General features: G+C 57.0%; 19 protein-coding genes. 11 read left to right on the top strand and 8 right to left on the bottom strand.

Features of this window, described 5'->3' with window-relative positions; all coding sequences use genetic code 11:
- Positions 1-142: 142 nt before the first annotated feature.
- On the top strand, positions 143-874 hold the full coding sequence (gene nfsA, locus HUS66_RS08530) for an oxygen-insensitive NADPH nitroreductase (protein ID WP_175070489.1): 732 nt from the start codon (positions 143-145) through the stop codon (positions 872-874).
- A gap of 73 nt (positions 875-947) precedes the next feature.
- Here the strand turns inward: nfsA and HUS66_RS08535 are convergent, their stop codons facing one another.
- Positions 948-1,475: a YgjV family protein gene (locus HUS66_RS08535; protein ID WP_175070490.1), complete on the bottom strand. Its 528-nt coding sequence runs from the start codon at positions 1,473-1,475 to the stop codon at positions 948-950.
- Between the two features lie 357 nt (positions 1,476-1,832).
- On the opposite strand from HUS66_RS08535, the gene HUS66_RS08540 reads away from it, so the two are divergent.
- Entirely contained in the window at positions 1,833-3,305 is a 1,473-nt protein-coding gene (locus HUS66_RS08540) for an MFS transporter (protein ID WP_175070491.1), read from the top strand.
- 192 nt (positions 3,306-3,497) lie between these two features.
- Here the strand turns inward: HUS66_RS08540 and HUS66_RS08545 are convergent, their stop codons facing one another.
- A complete protein-coding gene (locus HUS66_RS08545; RefSeq protein WP_175070492.1) occupies positions 3,498-3,785 on the bottom strand; it encodes a coiled coil domain-containing protein in 288 nt (95 codons plus the stop codon).
- A 230-nt stretch (positions 3,786-4,015) separates the two neighbouring features.
- Between HUS66_RS08545 and blaOXA the strand changes: the two genes are divergently transcribed.
- The gene (gene blaOXA, locus HUS66_RS08550; RefSeq protein WP_175070493.1) at positions 4,016-4,822 is read left to right on the top strand and encodes a class D beta-lactamase; all 807 of its coding nucleotides are present in this window, start codon (positions 4,016-4,018) and stop codon (positions 4,820-4,822) included.
- Positions 4,823-4,854: 32 nt separating this feature from the next.
- Here blaOXA and HUS66_RS08555 read toward each other — a convergent pair whose 3' ends face one another.
- Entirely contained in the window at positions 4,855-5,625 is a 771-nt protein-coding gene (locus tag HUS66_RS08555) for a DUF1499 domain-containing protein (protein ID WP_175070494.1), read from the bottom strand.
- Between the two features lie 397 nt (positions 5,626-6,022).
- Here HUS66_RS08555 and HUS66_RS08560 point away from each other — a divergent pair, with 397 nt between their 5' ends.
- Positions 6,023-6,367, top strand: coding sequence for a DUF427 domain-containing protein (locus tag HUS66_RS08560; protein ID WP_282848482.1), 345 nt, complete (start codon positions 6,023-6,025; stop codon positions 6,365-6,367).
- A 255-nt stretch (positions 6,368-6,622) separates the two neighbouring features.
- Here the strand turns inward: HUS66_RS08560 and HUS66_RS08565 are convergent, their stop codons facing one another.
- Entirely contained in the window at positions 6,623-7,639 is a 1,017-nt protein-coding gene (locus HUS66_RS08565) for a TauD/TfdA dioxygenase family protein (RefSeq protein ID WP_175070496.1), read from the bottom strand.
- 290 nt (positions 7,640-7,929) lie between these two features.
- On the opposite strand from HUS66_RS08565, the gene HUS66_RS08570 reads away from it, so the two are divergent.
- Positions 7,930-8,967 (top strand): DUF2235 domain-containing protein, encoded by a 1,038-nt coding sequence (locus HUS66_RS08570; protein WP_175070497.1) that lies wholly within the window; start codon positions 7,930-7,932, stop codon positions 8,965-8,967.
- A 57-nt stretch (positions 8,968-9,024) separates the two neighbouring features.
- On the opposite strand, the gene HUS66_RS08575 is transcribed toward HUS66_RS08570, so the two are convergent.
- Together HUS66_RS08575 and HUS66_RS08580 are read right to left on the bottom strand one after the other, a co-directional pair.
- Positions 9,025-10,020 (bottom strand): ion transporter, encoded by a 996-nt coding sequence (locus HUS66_RS08575; protein ID WP_175070498.1) that lies wholly within the window; start codon positions 10,018-10,020, stop codon positions 9,025-9,027.
- A 137-nt stretch (positions 10,021-10,157) separates the two neighbouring features.
- Positions 10,158-11,234 (bottom strand): NAD(P)H-dependent flavin oxidoreductase, encoded by a 1,077-nt coding sequence (locus tag HUS66_RS08580; RefSeq protein WP_175070499.1) that lies wholly within the window; start codon positions 11,232-11,234, stop codon positions 10,158-10,160.
- 93 nt (positions 11,235-11,327) lie between these two features.
- Here HUS66_RS08580 and HUS66_RS08585 point away from each other — a divergent pair, with 93 nt between their 5' ends.
- From HUS66_RS08585 to HUS66_RS08610, 6 genes are all read left to right on the top strand, one after another.
- Entirely contained in the window at positions 11,328-12,215 is an 888-nt protein-coding gene (locus tag HUS66_RS08585) for a LysR substrate-binding domain-containing protein (RefSeq protein WP_175070500.1), read from the top strand.
- A gap of 97 nt (positions 12,216-12,312) precedes the next feature.
- Positions 12,313-13,533: an AAA family ATPase gene (locus tag HUS66_RS08590; protein WP_175070501.1), complete on the top strand. Its 1,221-nt coding sequence runs from the start codon at positions 12,313-12,315 to the stop codon at positions 13,531-13,533.
- Entirely contained in the window at positions 13,530-14,027 is a 498-nt protein-coding gene (locus HUS66_RS08595; protein ID WP_217487966.1) for a hypothetical protein, read from the top strand. The genes HUS66_RS08590 and HUS66_RS08595 overlap by 4 nt, the downstream gene beginning before the upstream one ends.
- 198 nt (positions 14,028-14,225) lie before the next feature.
- Positions 14,226-14,669 (top strand): GNAT family N-acetyltransferase, encoded by a 444-nt coding sequence (locus HUS66_RS08600; protein WP_175070502.1) that lies wholly within the window; start codon positions 14,226-14,228, stop codon positions 14,667-14,669.
- Between the two features lie 491 nt (positions 14,670-15,160).
- On the top strand, positions 15,161-15,277 hold the full coding sequence (locus HUS66_RS17805; RefSeq protein WP_254628753.1) for a DUF427 domain-containing protein: 117 nt from the start codon (positions 15,161-15,163) through the stop codon (positions 15,275-15,277).
- 136 nt (positions 15,278-15,413) lie between these two features.
- Positions 15,414-18,323: a TrlF family AAA-like ATPase gene (locus HUS66_RS08610; protein WP_175070503.1), complete on the top strand. Its 2,910-nt coding sequence runs from the start codon at positions 15,414-15,416 to the stop codon at positions 18,321-18,323.
- A gap of 56 nt (positions 18,324-18,379) precedes the next feature.
- Here HUS66_RS08610 and HUS66_RS08615 read toward each other — a convergent pair whose 3' ends face one another.
- Positions 18,380-18,532: a hypothetical protein gene (locus tag HUS66_RS08615; RefSeq protein ID WP_175070504.1), complete on the bottom strand. Its 153-nt coding sequence runs from the start codon at positions 18,530-18,532 to the stop codon at positions 18,380-18,382.
- Between the two features lie 83 nt (positions 18,533-18,615).
- Positions 18,616-19,176 carry a hypothetical protein gene (locus HUS66_RS08620; protein WP_175070505.1) on the bottom strand — a complete coding sequence of 187 codons (561 nt, stop codon included), beginning with the start codon at positions 19,174-19,176 and terminating at the stop codon, positions 18,616-18,618.
- Positions 19,177-19,227 lie beyond the last annotated feature (51 nt).

The following is a 19,227-nucleotide window of genomic DNA, read 5'->3' on the forward strand; positions in this document are numbered from 1 at the left end:
GGCAGGCTGATGCCGGCAGCCCGATTCGCGCAGCCATTACGGACATTGGTAGCGGAATATAATAAGCATGCTATTTATTTTGACCTACGTTTGCTGCCATGATTAGTCTGCCCGATCCCCTGACTGCATACTACGAGATTCTATGAACGCTACTATCGAGCTGCTGAAATCCCATCGGTCGATCCGCAAGTTCACCGAGCAGAAGATTCCCCACGAGCTGTTGCTGGAGCTCGTCCGTGCCGGCCAGAGTGCCGCCACCTCCAGTCACGTTCAGGCGTACAGCGTCATCCACGTGAAGAATCCGGCCAACCGCCAGAAAATTGCCGAACTGGCTGGCGGGCAGGCCTATGTCGCCGATGCCTCTGACTTCCTGGTGTTCTGCGCCGATATGAAACGCCCCACCGAGGCCTCGGAACGGACCGGTGCCAACGTGGTGCGCGGCATGACCGAGCAACTGCTGGTGGCAAGTGTCGATACCGCCCTGATGGCCCAGAACGTCGCGGTCGCCGCCGAATCCGAAGGACTTGGCATCTGCTATATCGGAGGTATCCGCAACAATCCCCAGGCCGTCAGCGATCTGCTACACCTGCCCGAGCATGTTTATCCGGTCTTCGGCATGTGCATTGGCTACCCGGCCCAGACCCCCGACATCAAGCCGCGGCTGCCGGTAGAGGCGATTCTCAAGGAAGATGTCTACGACGATGATCATCAGCAGGTGGCGGCCTTCGACGACACCATGCATCGCTACTACCGCGAACGCAGCGGCGGTAACAAGGATGCCGACTGGTCGCACAACCTCACCCCGTTATTCGATACCAAGCTGCGTCCCCACATGCGCGACTTCCTGGTCGAGCGCGGCTTCGAAATGAAGTGAGGTGCACGTTAAACGACTGTCTCCGCGACTGGCTCAGCGACTGGCTCGGACAGGGCCTCAAATGGTTTCAGCATCAGCCGTGGATATAGCGCAGGCGGGCGTCACGCCGGAGGCGGACAATAGTGATCACGTTGGTCACGAAAATCAGGCTTTCGGCGATGGTGCCGCCAATCGAGCCGGCCAGCAGGTTGCTGGCGACCCAGCACAGCGCCGCCGCCGCCAGGGCGGCGCGCATGGCAATGCCGCGCAGCATGAACATTCCCCAGGTGCCCAGCAGCCCGGCCATCAGTGCCGGGATGTCTCGCGGGCCACTCCAGGTCAGCACAGCCACCGCGAGAGTCGCCACTAGCATCCCGAGCATAAGCCTGACGTTACGTGGAAAACGGCGCACCAGTGCGATGCGCAGCACGATCAGCGCCGAAATTCCTGCCGCTACCCAGCTTCCGAACAGCGCGAACTGGGCGGCGAAGGCGACGTTGGCGAATAGCAGCAGCACGAACAGTTTGTCATCGCGCTTGCTGGCAAATGCGACGAGGCAGAGGGCCAAGGCCACCAGGCTGACGCCTTGACCCAATAGCCATGTTGAGCTGATCTCTTCCATGCAACCTTCCATGCAACGTCCGCCGTCGAGGCGGGGGGAGTGGTCTGAATAATGCAGGCGAGGCCATGCTACCACGCTGATGGTGCGATGATGGGGGCCTTGGCGGGCACTGGCAAGGTGATGACGAGCCCTGCTAGGCCTGAGGAAGCACGCTTGGCATCGATCAATGGGCTAACGTCAGTCGCAATGACATTGATGGTTGGTTCATGCCTGGGCCAAGACGGGGGTGAGTCTGTTACCGTCGGGCCTGCGATAGTCAGTCGCTGCGTATGCTGCTTGACTAGAGCGGTCGGTCGGCGCTGCAGATGCAGGATCTGAGAGTGCCGACAGGGTTGATGCTTGCCAAAAGGAGGCCGAATGAAGCCGCTTTCTAGTACCGGGTTTGCGCTCTTTGGCGCAGCACTGATCGCTATCAGTTACGGGCTCGCGCGTTTCGCCTTTGGCCTGTTCGTGCCGCCCATTCGCGATGAGCTGGAACTCACGGCGTCCGTGATCGGTATCATCGGCTCGCTGCCCCTCATCAGCTTCCTGCTCGCCACGCTCGTTGCTCCGTTCGCTGCTGACCACCTCGGTGCCCGCAACGCGGCGGTGCTGTCCGGCGCCTTCGGCGTCGCCGGGCTGGCATTGATCAGTCAGTCGAGTAGTGCACTGACACTCGGTGCAGGGGTGTTCGCATGCGGCATTTGTACCGGCCTGATGATGCCGGCGCTCACGGCGGCCATGCAGGCGCTGGTCAGGCGCTCGCTGCACGGGCGTGTTAGTTCCGTCATGAATGCGGGCACCAGTATCGGCGTGGTCGTTGCCGTGCCAACGGTGCTTTTCCTGACCGGCGCCTGGCGCCTCGCCTATATCTCATTCGCCGTGCTGGCCGCCATCGGCGTGATCGCCGCATGGTTTCTGTTGCCCTCGGTATCGAGGATCTTGCCGGCAAACGCCGCTCCTCCGCCTCCCATCAACGAATTGCCGTGGTCGCGGCTGATCAGGCTCTCGCTATTCGCCTTCCTGATGGGCTTCGTCTCAGCGGCCTACTGGATCTTCGCGCCTGACCTGGTGGTCACCCTTGGCGGCCTGTCATCCGGTGTTACCGGGTGGCTGTGGCTCGCGGTGGGCCTAGCTGGCCTCGGCGGGGCTGTGGTGGCGGACCTGGCCGATCGCAACAACCCTCCCATCACTCATGCCCTGATGTTGATGATGCTGGCAGCCAGCCTCGCTTTGCTAGCAGCAAGCCCCGGCCAGCCGCTGCTGGCGGCATTCTCTGCGCTGGTCTTCGGCTTGGCTTATATGAGTTTGACGGGCCTTTACCTGATGACCGGCATTCGCCTGTTGCCGGGTCGGCTGTCGGTTGGCCCGGTGTTGCCGTTCATGGCCGTCTCGGTGGGGCAAGCGACCGGTTCGCCCGTGGTCGGCATGCTGGTCAATGCATTTGGCTACGCCAATGCGTTCGCCATGTTCTCCGCGCTCGGCATTCTGGTCGCCATCCTTTCCCCCTTCTATCCAGGCTACATTGCCCAGGCCGAAGAAGAGGAAAGTGGTGAAGAAGATACTGGTCTCCAGGCAGCATACGATTACCAGCTGCAAGACGAAGAGGGCGAGCCGCTCCATCCCGAGGCGGATATCATCGAGGAAGCAGAAGAAGCAGAAGCAGAAGAGGCCGCCGCCGCTGAAGCGGAGGAAGAAGCCAGCGCAAGTAGCGGTGATGCTGACTCCGTCCAATCAGACGCAAATACCGATGAGGCCGAAGCCACTACAGCACAGGCCACATCGGCCCAACCCTCTTCAGACGAAGCAGCCACCGATTCGCAGAAGCCAATCTACAAAGGCAGCCCATGAGGCATTGAGGCAGCGATGTAGGCGGCCAAGAACACGCCTTAGCAGCCAACGCGTCCGCCATAACGGACTGGCTTTGTTGTGGCGCAAGGGCGCTGGGGCGAGAGACTTGGGGCGTGAGTTTGTAGGAAACGTCTGGAGAGAGACGATAGCGCCCCACAGGGGCGCTACTGTGTAAAGGAGGGTGTAGCTTAATTACTTGAAGCGGGAGCGCGCCTTTTCCAAGGAGTCGCTAAGCGAGTCCCAGGCGCGTTCCGCGCCAGCCTTGACGTCGTCCCAAGCATCGTCGCTTGAGTTGCGAAGCTCATCGAGCTTCTCGCGCATCTCCTCGCGCTTCGCCTCTAGCCGGTCGACCTCCTGTTCTTGATCGATTCGTGCGTCGGCCTCGGCGCCTCGGGCTTTTGCCCTCATCTTGTCCAGCTCGGCCTGTAGCTCATCCAGCTTGGCACGCAGCTTCTGCTCGTAGGCATTTTTCTCGCTCATGGGAAAGTCCTTTCCTTTTGGCCAGTGTAGAGAACCTTGAAGATAGCTCGTGCTGACGACAAGGTGGTTACGATGACAGTGACATATCTAGCCGGGGCGACTGCAAGGCACAAAAGTGTCCAACGGCCAGCAAACTATGTGGCGTCAGCTACCTTGACTGTTTTTTCGGTACGTTCTTCGGTACGTTTTTCGCTACGCTCTTCCTTCACCCCTAGGGTAACGCCGATCTCATGACACGATTCGCTCGTCTGGCTGCTGCGGCCCTGTTGATTCTGATACCCCTGAACGCTTCGGCCGAAGAATGGCAACAACGCCCTGATTGGGCCGACGTGTTCGCCGAGCAAAAGGCTGTCAACGGCACGCTGGTGATTGTCGATAAGCGGGAGGGCCGTGCAGGACGCTTTGTGGTGAATCCCGAACGTGCCAATCAGCGGCTCTCGCCGGCGTCTACCTTCAAGGTGCCCCACGCACTGTTCGCACTGGATGCCGGTGCAGTGGATGACGAGTTCGAGGTGTTTCCCTGGGATGGAACCGAGCGCGATGTGCCGCCCTGGAACCAGGACCAGACCCTGCGCTCGGCGCTGCGCTATTCCACCGTATGGGTCTTCCAGCGCCTGGCCAACCAGATCGGTCGCGAGCGCGAGCAGGCCTACCTGAGTGAGATCGGCTACGGCAACGCCCGAGTGGGTGATGACGTCGAGACCTTCTGGCTAGATGGCAGCCTTAGGGTCAGTGCCGTCGAGCAGGTCGAATTCCTCGAGCGGCTCTATGACATGGCGCTGCCTTTCACCGAAGCTGACCAGCGGCTGGTGAAAGACATCATGATCAATCAAGCAGATGGTGACTGGATTCTGCGTGCCAAGAGCGGCTGGGACGGCCAGGTCGGTTGGTGGGTCGGCTGGGTCGAGCGGCCCAGCGGCCCGGTGTTCTTCGCGTTGAATCTCGACACCCCCGAGCGCTTGGCCGACCTGCCCAAGCGCAAAGCCATCACCCGAGCGGTGCTGCGTCGTTTGGAAGCGCTGCCGATGTCGCAATGAGCCAAGCCCCGCGCTAACCGGCGCTGCCGCGGTTAGCCCGCTGCCATTCGCATCGCCAGATCGTTCAGGAAGTCCTGGATGCGGGCGGCATTGGTGCCCAGGTCGCTCTGGCCGACCCGTGATGCCGAGCGCATGTCGACCCTCACACCGTCATCTACCTGCGTTAGGCGGATCACTACGTCGTCCTTGAAGCCAAACCAGCGGGTGGTGGCGGTGGCCTCGAGCCTCGAGTCGCTGACGGCCGCGACCTCCCAGCCTCTAGCGACTACCGTGGCCTCGACTGCCGCCATGGCATCTTCCATCGGCACGGGGAGGGTGAGCGCGTGCAGCCTGCCATAGGCGGCCCGCTGTTGGTCGGCGAAGCCCTGCGGATAGGCCACTTCGTTGGGGGCGGCTTCCCGCGCAGCGGCCAGCGCCTCGAAGGCCGGCGGATGCTCGAGATCGGTAGTGATGTCATGGATTGGCGGTACCGTTTGAGCCCGCTGCATCATGTGAGCGGGCAGGGCGATCATCGCCACCACTGCCGCGCTGGTGAGCAGCCCCACCAGTACCAGGCGCCAGCGGCGACAGAAGGCCGCGACCAGCACTGTGATCAGGCCCACCGCGCCTGCGCCTACCGCCAAGTGCGCGCCCTGACGCAGCATTGAGAATGAGGTGCCAAGCGACACCCAGTCCAACCGGTAGGCGCTGCCTGATCCCGCCATCAGAGCCGCTGCGGCGACCACCAGCACAACACCCAGCCAGGCGCTCACGACCGGCCAGGCTCCGCCGCGCGGTCGCGGCTTGAATATCGAAGATGCCATCTTTGCTCCTTGTCAGTTTTCACCCGGAATTCGGTGGTGGTTCTTCAGACATGCGTCGTTGTTTATGGAGTCAGCGATGACGGAGCCGTCTATGGCACCGTCTATGCAACAGAGGCCTCAGCATACGTGCAGCAGCGCCTCTATACCTATTCTACTGCCAGTGGCGGAATGTGCCTTGGCGTTGGCGAGCGATACCGACAACACAAACGCCAGCGCGCTATGGTGGCGCCTTTGCAGCCCTGGTTCGTGATATGGCTCGCGTTTCTTGAAGCATCCTGCTTTGAATCAGCCTGATTTGAGTCAGAGAGCGCATGCAAAACATGCTAAAGCACGGGTGACTGCGGCAGACATCCTGATAGGCTAGGTGCTGACAAGGATGCCGCAAAGGATCTGCGTAGTGCCTGATATCGCAAACACCCCCCGTATTACCCTGCACCCGCACACTCGCCGGGTACGCATCTATTCAGGCGACACTCTGATCGCCGACAGCGAAAACGCCATCGAACTGCGCGAGCGTGGTTATCCACACCGCCATTACATCCCAAAAGAAGATGTAGATATGTCGACGTTGTCGACGTCCTCCACCGTCACCCACTGCCCCTTCAAAGGGGATTCCACCTACTACTCATTCTCCAGCATTAATGACGTCGCCTGGAGCTATGATCAGCCGATTGAGGAAATGGAGGCAATCGCTGGGCGCTTGGCATTTGATACGGAAAAAGTGACGGAGCGGGTTGAGTGAAGGCTGGTTGGCCGCAAAGCGGACATGGAAGGGCGGGATGCTTGATATGGCTTGGCATCAGAATGCTGCTGGCGCATAACCGCTGCACCGGCGTCCTGCCTGCCACTGGGCGGCCTTGAGTCAGCGTTGCCTTCTCAAGGCTGCCCCAGAAAAGCGATAAGCACTACATCAAAGTGCGGATGTGTCTTTCACCTCGCATTCGACACATCGACGAGTCGATCCTGAGTTCAATGCTTTCTTGAATGCCAGGCTGGACTAGTTTTGCATCGGAATGCCATCTTCCCAGCGAAAGCCGATGCCGCCGCCCTGCCAAACGCCGTCATCCAGCGGGCTGGGCCCATGAATGTCGACATGCTGCGGCAAGCCGAAGCCGGGCGCGAGGTCCTGGGTGCCGCGAACGGTGCTGCGGTGCATGATCCGCAGGCCCTGTTCCTCGGCGGGTAGATGAGCACCGGGAGCCGCGCGATGCGCGACGGCCAGGTTGTCGATGAACACGCAGTCGTTTTCCTGATACTCGAATTCGGCGGCGTAGCCGTGCTCAAGCCCCGCATTCAGGATGTCGTTGTATTCATGGCACAGCTGCGTCAGTTCATCGGCGGTCAGCAGACGAAAGGCCTCCTCGTCGGGGAGCTTCTCGATCACCGCCCCCGTCATGCCCAGGTGTAGCCAGATGCACTTGCGCTTGGAGATAGGGTGCTCATGCACCACGGGATGCACCACGCCGGATGAGGAGTTCACCGAGGCGAGGCGGCTCCAGTAGGCCTGCCGATCCTCTGGGAGGGCGTCATAAGCGGCACCCTGATGGGCGAAGTAGGTGCCGCCGCCTTGCTCGGCCGGCCGGATGATGTGATAGCCCGAATGCGAGAAGGTATCCGGGTTGAAGCTGCCGTCGTTGTGCCATTGCGGCCCCACGCCAGGAATGCCATGACGCTGATCGTTCGACAGGCGGAAGATATGCCGATTGCCCTTGGGGGTGGCCGGGTGCACACCATGAGTGCTGTGCAGCTCCTTGCCACCCCACCAGCAACTGGCGCGCAGAAAGTCATCGGCCTCTAAAGGCGTATCGTTCTTGAACACCAGAAAGCCGCGCTTGGCCATTTCCTGCTCGAGTGCCTCGATCACCTCTTGAGGCGGCGCATCCTGGGCAGAAAGGTCGATGCCGCGGACCTCGGCGCCCAGCGGATCGAGTGGCGCGATGGAGCCGCCGAATCGTTCGATGATGGCAACGCGGGTGGGATCGAGGGGCGCAATGGTCGATGGGTTAGTCGTCATGGCTAACCTCCTATCACTGTTCCCGTGCGGCGGTCGCTGGATAACGAAAGCGACCTTGCGTGGTGAGCCCATTCGCTAGGGCAGGGCAACTATCAAGGACCAACTATCAAGGACCAACCATTAAAGGCCGCACGGGATGAATGTGGCCTTATTCTCTCAGAGTGCTCCAGCAGGACCAAACGGCCGGCAGCTAGGGTATGACTGGCCGTGACTCGCGACCCGTGACCGGCACTGGCGATTTTCATGGGCGAATTACACTGAAGGGTACAGTGGCCAGCGAGGATGGGGAGATGGCGAATATTGTGGTCTGCGCAGACGGTACCTGGAACCGCCCCGAGGATGACCTGAAACAGGACTTTCCCACCAATGTGCTGCGGCTCTCCCGAGCCATCAAGCCCGACGGCGGTGACCTGAAACAGCATGTCTTTTACGACTGGGGGCTTGGCTCATACCACCATAGCCTGAGCGCGGGAGCGACCGGCAAGGGCATTCAGAAGAACATCATGGATGGCTATCGCTATATCCTGCATAACTACGCTCCGGGTGACCGGATATTTCTGTTTGGTTTCAGCCGCGGTGCCTACACCGTGCGAGCCATAAGCGGGCTGATCAACAACTGCGGCATTCTCAAACGCCAGGATGCGCGCTTGGTGACAGAAGCCTGGAAGATCTACAAGAGCCCCAGCGCGAAGAACCATCCCCGCGGAGAAGCCGCCATGGCGTTTCGGGCCCGCCATAGCCACGTATCGCGGCAGGTACATTTCATCGGCGCCTGGGACACCGTTGGTGCGCTGGGCATTCCCCATAGCCTGATGGGGCTCTTCGAGCGGGATGACGAATTCTACGATACCAAGATCGGTGCCAACGCCTCGGTAGTGCGCCAGGCCCTGGCCATCGATGAAAAGCGCGAAGACTTCGAGCCCACCATCTGGCTGCCCAGGCCAGGTGTCGATATGAAGCAGGTCTGGTTTGCCGGCGTGCATACCGATGTTGGCGGCTCCTACCCGCCCGATAAAGGAACCGGCATTCGCGCCTCTGATACGCCCCTCGAGTGGATGCTCACCGAAGCCGAAGGTGCTGGCCTGATGGTGGAGCGGCATCTACGGGATAGCCTGACGCCGGGAGAGCGGGGCAAGCTCCACCAATCCCGCAAACACGTCTATCGGTTGAAGCCTCCGTTGCAACGGGAGTTGATCGTCTCAGGCAAACCCACCCTCATTCATCCCAGTGTCAGACGCCGCTACGAAGCCGACCCCAGCTACAGACCTCCCCAACTGAAAATACTGGTCGATCAATATGGCTGGGATCAATTGGACGTGGGCGCCTGACCGAGGGCGTATCGACGGCACGCGGTCACGCCACCCTCGCGAGGCCAGGCCGCATCGCTATTCGTAGTGCTGCTGCCAGCGCTTCACCCCTATCTGTTCCTTGAGCAGTTCCAGCATATCCACCAGCACTTGCTCGGTGATCTGTTCGGTCTTGGGATCGGTGCGCAGCCAGGCATCGAAGCCGCTCTCGGCCAGGTGCTCCACCAGCGATGAAAACTCCGCCGATTTCAGCCCCGCCAGCGCCTCGTCGACCAGGTGGCAGGCCAGGTCGGAAAGCGATCCCTCCAGGCCACGCGTCAACTGGCTGCCCATCGGCAGCCGCGAGAGCCGCTTGAGCTCCGGGCTTTCCGCCAGGGTGCGGCTGACCAGACCGCGCACATAGCGCAGGGTATCGTCTCGGTTATTGGTGTAGGCATCGCCCGCCATGGTCTCCAGCCGCTGGCTGACCTCGCGTATCAGCGCCTGTTTGCGGGGCTCCACCACCCGCTCGACCACCGAGGACGAGAGCCCATCGCCGGAACGCAACTCCTGCTGCACGTTATCGAGCATGCGAATGGCGATACGGTCGGTGAGCTCCTCCAGCAGGATGTCGTAATACTTGGCGATCACGCTGTAGAGATACCAGCGCCGCACGTCGATCAGCCCCATGCGTTGCAGCCGGTGCAGCAACGAGATGACGCGCAGGATACGCAGCAACCTAAAGCCGCCCAGCGGGATGCAGCCCAGCACGTCGTACCAGTGCACGAAGGGATAGAAGAACCAGCGGTGGTAGTGCCGCTCGGCGATGGCCACCGCCCAGCCCAGCAGCACGTCGAGCAAGAAGATGCTCACGAACGCCAGGTCGATGCTGAGGAAATTAGCGTGGATGTGCTGTTCGTAAGCGCCATGCAGGCCGGGCGCCACGGCCTCGAAGGCAGCGTTCAACGGCGGCAAGAGAAACAGGCTATCGAACAGTAGCAGCGCCAGGTTGACGATCACCAGCGCGATGATGAACAGATCCCACACCAGGTGGGCCCGTTCCAGGGCCGGCGAGGTCGTGCGGGTGGCAGGCATGGTGCCTCCTTGAACGCGATGCCGAGGGGGTGTGCTCCATCCTATAGCCTTCGCCTGCCGTCGACACCCTTACATCCTAGGCGTACTCCTCAAAGCCAACGCCGCATCGTATTCAGGCGTTCACCGTGCCCATGACGTCAGGTGGCGTTTCGCCATTCCTGAAGCAGCCGATTCACGAGCTCGCCGGCGGGGAGTTCGCGCGCCAATGGCGCGCCCTGTCCGGCCCAGTGTGCGGCGAATTCATGATGGCCAAGACCGGCCGCCGCCGCGTTGAGGCGCTTGGCCGCATCGTACGCCACGGGGTAAGCGGGGGGCATTACTTCGGGGATGGTTTCGGGCGTGGCTTCGGCGTGGCGAATCAAGCGGTTGAGGATGCCACGTGCCGGCCGCCCCGACAGCGCCGATGTCATGCGGGTCATTTCGGCACGTTCGCTCTTGAGGGTCGAGCGATAGCCTTCGTTGGCCGCCGATTCTGGGCACAGGATAAAAGCAGTTCCCAGTTGGGCGGCACAGGCGCCCAGCGCCAGGGCCGAGCGGATGCCTTGGCCATCCATGATGCCGCCGGCCGCGATGACTGGCAGGGCCATTTCCTTGACCAGCCGGCGAACGAGCACCAGCGTGCTTAGCCGTTCATCGCCAGCCTGCGAATCGAAGCAGCCGCGATGCCCGCCCGCCTCAAAGCCCTGGGCCACGACCGCGTCGACGCCCCTCGCCTGGATAGTTCTCGCCTCTTGCAGGCTGGTGGCCGTCGCCAGCGTGTAGATGCCGGCTTCGCGCAGGGCGCGTATCCGCGTCTCGGACGGCAAGCCGAAGTGAAAGCTGACCACGGCGGGCCGCGTCTCGAGCAACATCTCAAAGGCTATATCGTCTTCCACGAAGCTGCGGTAGATCTCATCGAGCTCGGCCGGCGGCTCACCGCCACTTTCCCGAAACAGCGGCGCCAGATGCGCGAGCCAGGCCGACTCCAGAGCCGCGTCGCGCCGCGCGGGCGCATGGCAGAAGACGTTGACGTTAAACGGGCGTGACGTCAGCGCCTGGGTCTGTTCGATCATGGTCCGGGCCTGGTTAACTCCGCTGGCGCCGATGCCCAGAGAGCCCAGGCCGCCGGCGTTCGACACGGCTGCGGCTAGCGCCGGCGTGGCGACGCCAGCCATAGGGGCTTGGATGATGGGCTGGATGCCCAGCCGGTCGGTCAGGGGATTCGACGATGTCATGTGAACGGCCTCCAAGAGCGCGAGAAACGATGGCTTTTATTCATTCTCATATTAAGAATAAAATAGGTTAATAGATTCCAAAAGGCGAATCATATGGACCTGGAAACCCTGAAAATATTCGAGGCCGTCGCCGCTGAGCTGAGCGTGACCCGCGCCGCCGCGCGGCTCGGGCGTGCCCCCTCCAACGTCACGACGCGCATCCAGCAATTGGAGGCGGAGCTGGACGCGGCGCTGTTCATTCGCCTCGGCAAGCGCATCACGCTTTCGACGGCGGGGCAGCGTTTCCTGACCTACGCACAGCGCCTGCTGGCGCTGGAGGACGAGGCCCGGCAGGCCGTGGGCGGCAGCGGTGATGGCAGCCTGCGTATCGGCAGCATGGAGAGCACGGCGGCCAGCCGGCTGCCGGCGCCGCTGGCAGCCTTCAACCGCGCCCATCCGGCGACCCGGCTCGAGGTCAGCACCGGCCCCTCCGGCCCGCTGGTGGAAGAAGTGCGCGACGGGCGGCTGGACTGCGCTTTCGTGGCCTTGCCCGCCGAGCTTGAGAACGAGCCAGCCCTGGCCGAGATGGGGCTGCAAAGCGCGCCGGTTTGGGAGGAATCGTTGCTGCTGCTGTTGCCGCCCGCCGATGCTGTGGCCACCACACCGGCGGAACTTATCACCCGTACTCGCACCCGCACCCTGGCGGCCTTCAAGCCGGGCTGCACCTACCGCGCCATGGCGGAACAGCGGCTCGGCATCGTCGCCGGGAGCGAGTGGCGTGTTCAGGAGCTCGGCTCCTACCACGCCATGGTGGCGGCCGTTTCGGCGGGCGCCTGCGTCACCCTGCTGCCGCGCAGCGTGCTGGAACTGTGCCGCGTGCCGGACGACCTGACCACGCTGGAGATGGGCACCGTCACCACGCGCCTGCTGTGGCGCCGCGGCTACGAGACGCCCGCCTTTCAGGCGTTCGCGGGTGAGTTTCTGAGGGAGACATGTACCTGATTCTGCGATTCGGGTGGCTCACCGGGCAATCAGTCGACCGTCCTTCGCAAACATGCCAGACTTCCATGCCTAACCCTCGCCGGCGGAATGCCTCTGAATGAAGCTCAAGTGCCTGACACTGGAAAACTTTCGTGCCAAGCCCTCTCTGTCGATGACATTGGGGCCGCGCCTGACCCTGCTGATGGGCGCGAATGGCAGCGGCAAGACCACGCTGCTGGACGGTATCGCCATCGGGCTCGGTGAAATCCTCACCTATCTGCCTGGTGTGTCGGGCATGACCTTCAAGAAACGCGGTGAGATACATCAGCGGGATAACCGCCTGGCTCCCTTCACGCGGATTAGCCTGGAAACCCCGCAGGGGCTGGGCTGGGACCGCCTGCAGCGGCGCGACAACAGCAAGAAGACGACCGGCGAGATTCCCCCGGGGCGAGGCGTGAAGGCGCTCAAGCAGCACCTGGACACTTCTGTGATCGAGCCCTGGTCGGCCGGTGAATCCTTCGAACTGCCGGTGTTTGCCTATTATGGCGTCAGCCGCGCTTTGCTGGATTTGCCCCGGAGTCGCAAAGGATTTCCCAAGTCACATGAACGCTTCGATGCCCTGGCCAATGCGCTGAACGCCGATACGCGCTTCAAGTCGGCCTTCGTCTGGTTCTACAACAAGGAAAACGAGGAGCATCGCCTGCAGAAGCAGCACAAAAGCTTCGATGTGACACTTCCCGAGCTGGACGCCGTCCGCCGTGCCATCACACGGTTGTTTCCGGACCTATCCGAGCCGCATGTCGAGCTCAATCCACTGCGTTTCGCGGTGAAGCAGGAAGGCGAGTGGCTTGACATCGCCCAGCTCAGCGATGGCTATCAGACCCTGTTGGGTTTGGTCATAGATCTCAGTTCACGCATGGCCATGGCCAATCCGCAGCTGGACGATCCGCTGGCAGCCGAAGCGGTGGTGATGATCGACGAAGTCGATCTGCACTTGCATCCCGAGTGGCAGCGGCGAGTGCTGGGAGACCTGCTGGCCACCTTCTCCAATACCCAGTTCATCGTCACCACGCATAGCCCCTTTATCGTCGAGGCGCTCAACAATCACCTCAAGCGCAGCCAGATCGACGGCCTCGAGATCGCCAGCGAGTCCATCCGGTCACTGCTGCCGCTTTCGCCGGAAGAGGTGGCTGCCTATCACGTGACGCCGGACGAGGCTCAGTCGCTGATGGATGCCGATCTGGGCCTGCTCGATGACAAGCTGCTCGGCCACTTCAATGCCATCAATCGTCTCTATGACGAGATGCGAGATATCGAGTGGGAGCATCGCGAGGCATGAACCTGGGCGAGTATCAGCACTGCGTGTGCCGCAAGATGGGCAACACACAGGCGCAGTGCCTCGGGGAGTACACGCTCGGTGAGCAGGGCAAGCTGGTTCGCCTGACCCCCAAGACAGGAGAGCGGGGCGTCGCTGTCGTGCTGGATGGCTGCGTGTTGCGTGACAACCAACCGAAGTGCGATGGCCTCTTCCTCTGGCAGGGCAATCAACGCCATGCGGCCGTGCTCGTCGAACTCAAGGGAGCCGGTGATATTCCGCATGCCTTCGAGCAGTTGGCCTATGTGAAGCGTCATCGGGCGGAATATCGGCAGCTGGTGGCTTGCCTGGAAGAGGAAGCACGCGGGCGGGTAGCGGAAAAAGCCGTGGTGGTAACCAACGGCCTGCTGCCCAAGCCGGAACAGGAACGGCTGGAGAACCACCACGGCATCCGAGTGATGGCCGTCATACACTGCGAAGCCAGCTCGCCAATCCCGGATGTCCGGGATTATCTCTGATTGGCCAGTGTATCAACGAGTCTATCTACCGCGGCGGCCAGCGTTTCGTCGATGACGTGCAGGTACACCATCCAGTCGTCGACCTGGTTAAACGCCACCTTGGCTGCGCCCCAGCGCGTTCATCGTTTGACAGCGGCGGGCGGCATGGCGTCTTTTATCGGCGCAGTAGCGGTACAAGAAGCAACAAGGGAATGTTTGATGAACGTCGAGAGCGTAGGGAAAGCCGACTATCGTGAGCTGCTGGATGTCTGGGAGGCATCGGTCAGGGCAACCCATGATTTCTTGCGCGAACAGGACCTGTTGGAGCTGAAGCCGCTCATTTACGAGCAGTATTTCGGCGCGGTCGGTTTAACCTGCGTAAAAGGCGGAAGTGGTGAAATCCTAGGCTTCTGTGGCGTGCACGACGGCAATATAGAAATGCTGTTCATCGCACCGCAGGCACGCGGGGAGGGCATCGGCTCCTTACTACTGGATGATGCGGTAACGGCCCAAGGCGCCACCAAGGTAGACGTTAACGAACAGAACCCACAGGCGCTGGGCTTCTACCAGCACAAAGGTTTTACCGTCAAAGACCGCTCCCCGCTCGACGGCCTGGATAAGCCCTATCCATTGCTGCATATGGAACTTGAAAATACGCCGTGACGCATCGCGTCAGCTGTAGTTCGCTTGATCAGGCCACCGTTTGCTTAAGCCCTCGCTGCTAGACGAGCCCAGCGAACCCTCCAGGTCCGGCAGCGGCGCCGCTCCGCTGCTCCTTACTCATCCTGGTAGTTTCCCTCAGCCCAATATCGCCACCTCATGATGGGCAAGTGGTGTTAGCGCCAAGCATTCGATGGCTCGGTTGATGTTTAGTGGGCCATTCTCATGATACTGACGTTGATCAAAAGCCTAAGTGAAATTGTCGCCAAACAGTGACATTCTGACTCCCTCGTTCTAGGCTGATGGACCAGCCTATACGCAAGGGAACTGCCGATGGCCGATCACACCGCCGAACCTCGCATTACCCTGCATCCGCATTCCCGGCGGGTTCGCATCCTCGATGGTGACACTCTGCTCGCCGATACCCGCAACGCCATCGAATTGTGTGACGTGGTTATCCACCTAGACAATATTTGCCGCGTGCGGGTGTGGATATGTCGAAGCTCTCGGTTTCCTCTACCGTCACCCACTGTCCGTTCAAGGGCGGTATCAACTATTACTCACTGGTGGATGTGGCTTGGTTTCATGAACAAGCTGCTTGCGAGAAATAGAATCTTGGTGGGAAGCTGATATTTCACCTCGGGAAAGTGCTAGCTAAAAAGTCTTTGGGAACATAAAAATCACTGATGGAATGATTTGTAAATACAGTGTTTTAAATATACAGATTTGAAAATAAGGTTGCTGGTTATGAATGATCCTAAAGGCTCATTGTGGCGAAAGTGGGATATGCACGTCCATACCCCATACTCGATATTGAACAATCAGTTCGGCGAAGATTTTGATGAGTATGTGGTGAGGCTGTTTAAGTCTGCCATTGAGCGTGGAGTGGAGGCTATTGGTATTACAGATTACTGTATTATTGATGGGTATAAAAAGCTGGTGAAAGATTATTTGAATGATGAGAAAAAATTAAAGTGTTTGTTTTCTGATGAAGAGGTAGAAAAAATAAGAAAAATAGCTGTATTTCCTAATCTTGAGTTTCGTCTTAATAAGCTTGTTATTGGGAATGAAGTTGACTTAAAGTGGAATAGAAAAACTAACTTTCATGTGCTTCTCTCAAATGAGTTGACTCCAGAAGTTATAGAGGAAGAGTTTCTTTCTCGCGTTGAGTTCGAAATTCAGGCTATACCTGGGCAAAGAGCGGAAAGAAGGGGGTTGTCCAAGTCTAACTTGGAAGCTTATGGGCGCCAATTGATTGATCAGCACCCCAAGTTTTCTGGGAAAAACCCACTAGCTGTCGGGATATGCAATGCATCTGTAGACTCAGGAGAAATTGCAGATATATTATATTCTGATGCAAGGCTTAAGAGGAAATATTTGCTAGCCCTTCCTTGTGATGAAGATCTTAGTATAGTCAGTTGGGATTCAGCTGGACATGGGCTCAGGAAAACATTAATTCAACAAAGCCAGCTGGTTTTCTCCTCAAATAAAAATACACGAAAATTTCTGTTGGGTGGATTTCACGGCACTGTTTCCGAATTCAAAAAAGAATTCGGTTTGCCCAAGGCATGTATTTGGGGATCAGATGCGCATAGTTATGAAGGCTTGTTTAATCCTGATGAAAATAGGAATACTTGGATAAAAGCTGACTTGACTTTTGAAGGGCTCAAGCAAGTTGTTTTTGAACCACAGTTTAGAGTTGCTATACAAGAGACTTGTCCTAGCAAGAAGACTGGTTATGAAGTTATAGATTCGGTAAGGTTTATCGATAGCTCTGGAAAAGGTTTGTTTCAAGAGGGTGAAATAAATGTCAACCCTGAGCTAACTTCAATAATTGGTGGGAAGTCGTCGGGTAAATCGTTGTTGTTGTACCATATCGCAAAAACCGCAAACCGCGATGAAACAGAAAAAAAGCGATCTCTGGCGGGAGCTAGCAGCTATAATGAGTTGTTTGATGAGAAGGCTTTTGACTTTGAAGTTCTTTGGGCCGATGGTAGTGTTCAGAGGTTGAAGGAGAGGAATGCACAAAAGCCAATTACTTATATACCCCAGTTGTATATTAACAAGCTTGCTGAAGAGAACGGTAGGGATCAGCTTAACGAGCTGGTTTTAGAAGTTATATTCCAAGATGCTTCTGTCAAGCAAAGAGTGGAGAGTCTTTATAAAGAGCGCGATGTTACAAATGAAAGAATTGGATCGGCTGTGGCCAAGCTAGTTGGGTTGAGGCATCAGTATTCAAGAGCAAAAAAAGAATTAGAAAATATCGGAGATTTCGAGTCTGTCAAAAAAGAAATAGAGCGGATAAATAATGAAATTGAGCGCGTTCAAAAATCTTCTGGGTTTACACCTGAAGAGCACCAAGAATACAAGAGCCTGTCTTCTAGGTTGTCTAGGATAGAAAAGCGTAAAGTTTCAATAGAGCTGTTTTCCTCTAACCTTCAAGAGTTGGGTGATAACCTTGTTGATGAGATTGAATCATCATTGTCAAATGTTGGAATTTATTTAGGTGATGCAAATAGTTCTCCAAAAATCAGTGTTTCCGAGAAACTAGCTTCGACGGTCTCCGGGGGGCTCTCTAAGTTAAAGCTTGACATCCAACAAGAAGTTGGTTTTGCAAGAAGTCGCGCAGAAAAGTTGTGTGAGAAGCTGAAAGCTCAAGAAGTAGCAACCTCTACGGCTCTCGAACAGTTTTCAAAAAAGATAAAAAGCCAAGAAGAGTTGAAAGATCTCCAAGCTTTTCTGAAAAAACAAGAGCTAAAGCTCAAGTCGATTGAAGAAGCTGAAAAAGATGTTCAGTTGGTGAGAAAACAAGGCGGAGATATAGCTGCACAGCTACGTAATCTATATTCACATCTTTTTTCTATATATAAAGATATGGAGGGTGTTTTTAATGATGCCGCAGATGTAGATAGCGAAGTGATTAAGCTAATAGCAAGCGTTGAGTTTGATCACGATCGCTTTGATAGTTTCATTGGCTGTTTTGATGGTAGGGGTAGTCTGAGTAGTTTGCTGGGCTGTTCTATAGACGAAGCTAATAGATATAAATATAGAAAAGATAGTCACATTGAATCGATATTTGAGATTGTAGAGAAAACTCGTGATTTTTCTAAAATATCGAAAAAAGTTAAAAAGAGTGTTGATGAAGAAGCATTATTAAGAAATTTGCTGCAAGATTGCTTTTATATATCTTTCGATCTTTTGTATAAAGATGATGACATTATATCTATGTCGCCAGGTAAGCGTGGTTTGGTTTTGATTAATCTTATACTTCATCTCAGCAATTCTTCCCATCCAATTCTTATTGATCAGCCTGAAGATAATCTAGACAACCGAACTGTGTATAATGAGCTTAGAGATTTTGTTAGAGAAAGAAAAGTGGGGCGGCAAATAATAATGGTTACACATAACGCAAACATGGTTGTGTCTACTGATTCGGAATGCGTTGTTGTTGCGAATCAATCTGGGCAGCAAAGGGGTGTGGAAAATGAAAGCTGTAAGTTTGAGTATGTCTCCGGCGCTATTGAGTACACGTTCATAAACTTACAAGCACCGTCTGTTCTAAAGGCTTATGGGATTCGAGAGCATATATGTGAAGTTCTAGAAGGCGGTCAGCTTGCATTCGAGGAACGAGAAAGAAAGTATGCTTTTAGATCCTGATGTGTGTCGGGTTTCGGATGATTAACTGCTCGTTTGGCAAAAGAACTTGCACCAGCTCATACCCCACTCACCCGCATCTCTCGCCGCTGCGCCGCGCCCATCAGCTGGCCGCGGCCAGTTTCCACCAGCGTCAGCCAGTGGCGGGTTCGGATGATGACATTGTAGGCCAGCTTCCGGGTGAGGATGGGGTTCGGCGCGTCGAGCAGCACCAGCGCGGCGTGGGTGGATAATCGGGGGCTGTCCCCGTTTTTTCCAATATTGGGCGCTCTTTCGCATATAAAATACCGCATCGCTAGTACTGAATAATCATACGTCTATAATAATGCGGATCACTTACCTTGGGGTTAAAAATACAGTCCACGAACTCACCATCAGTGCTTCCAAATCCATCGCTCATGCCGCTGATTACAAAACTACTTCTGTGATTTTCATATATTTCAAAATGAAAGTCCATGAAAAATCCCAAAAAGTCAATGTCGTAAAAGCATTCGGATTTTCTTCCCGACTCATAAAAACTTTCCCGTTTTGTTGAACCATCATCATACCTGTAACGATCTTCCAGTTTAGACAGCACATCATCTTCGATGCTTTTCAACTCGGATTTCTGTAAGTCATGTCTGCACTTAAATGCACAAAACAAATAATACCTCGGGTTGCCGGAACTGTACGATCTGGCTGACAGATCTCCCATAGTCAGCCCTACTTTTGCAAAAGTATTATTTGCAGCATCGGCAGCCAAATACAACCAGGTCTCTGTTGACTCGAAATCTAGTCTTGATCTCTCCCTGATATATTCCAGTTTGTAATCGTCAGAAATATCAATGTCGTCAAGGGTTCTTTTTTCTTTTCTCAATTTTCTATCCTTTGCTTATAGGAATGTGTCGAATTAAAGTGGTCATAAAAG

The sequence above is a fragment of the Onishia taeanensis genome, assembly GCF_013349955.1.
GTDB lineage: Bacteria > Pseudomonadota > Gammaproteobacteria > Pseudomonadales > Halomonadaceae > Onishia > Onishia taeanensis_B.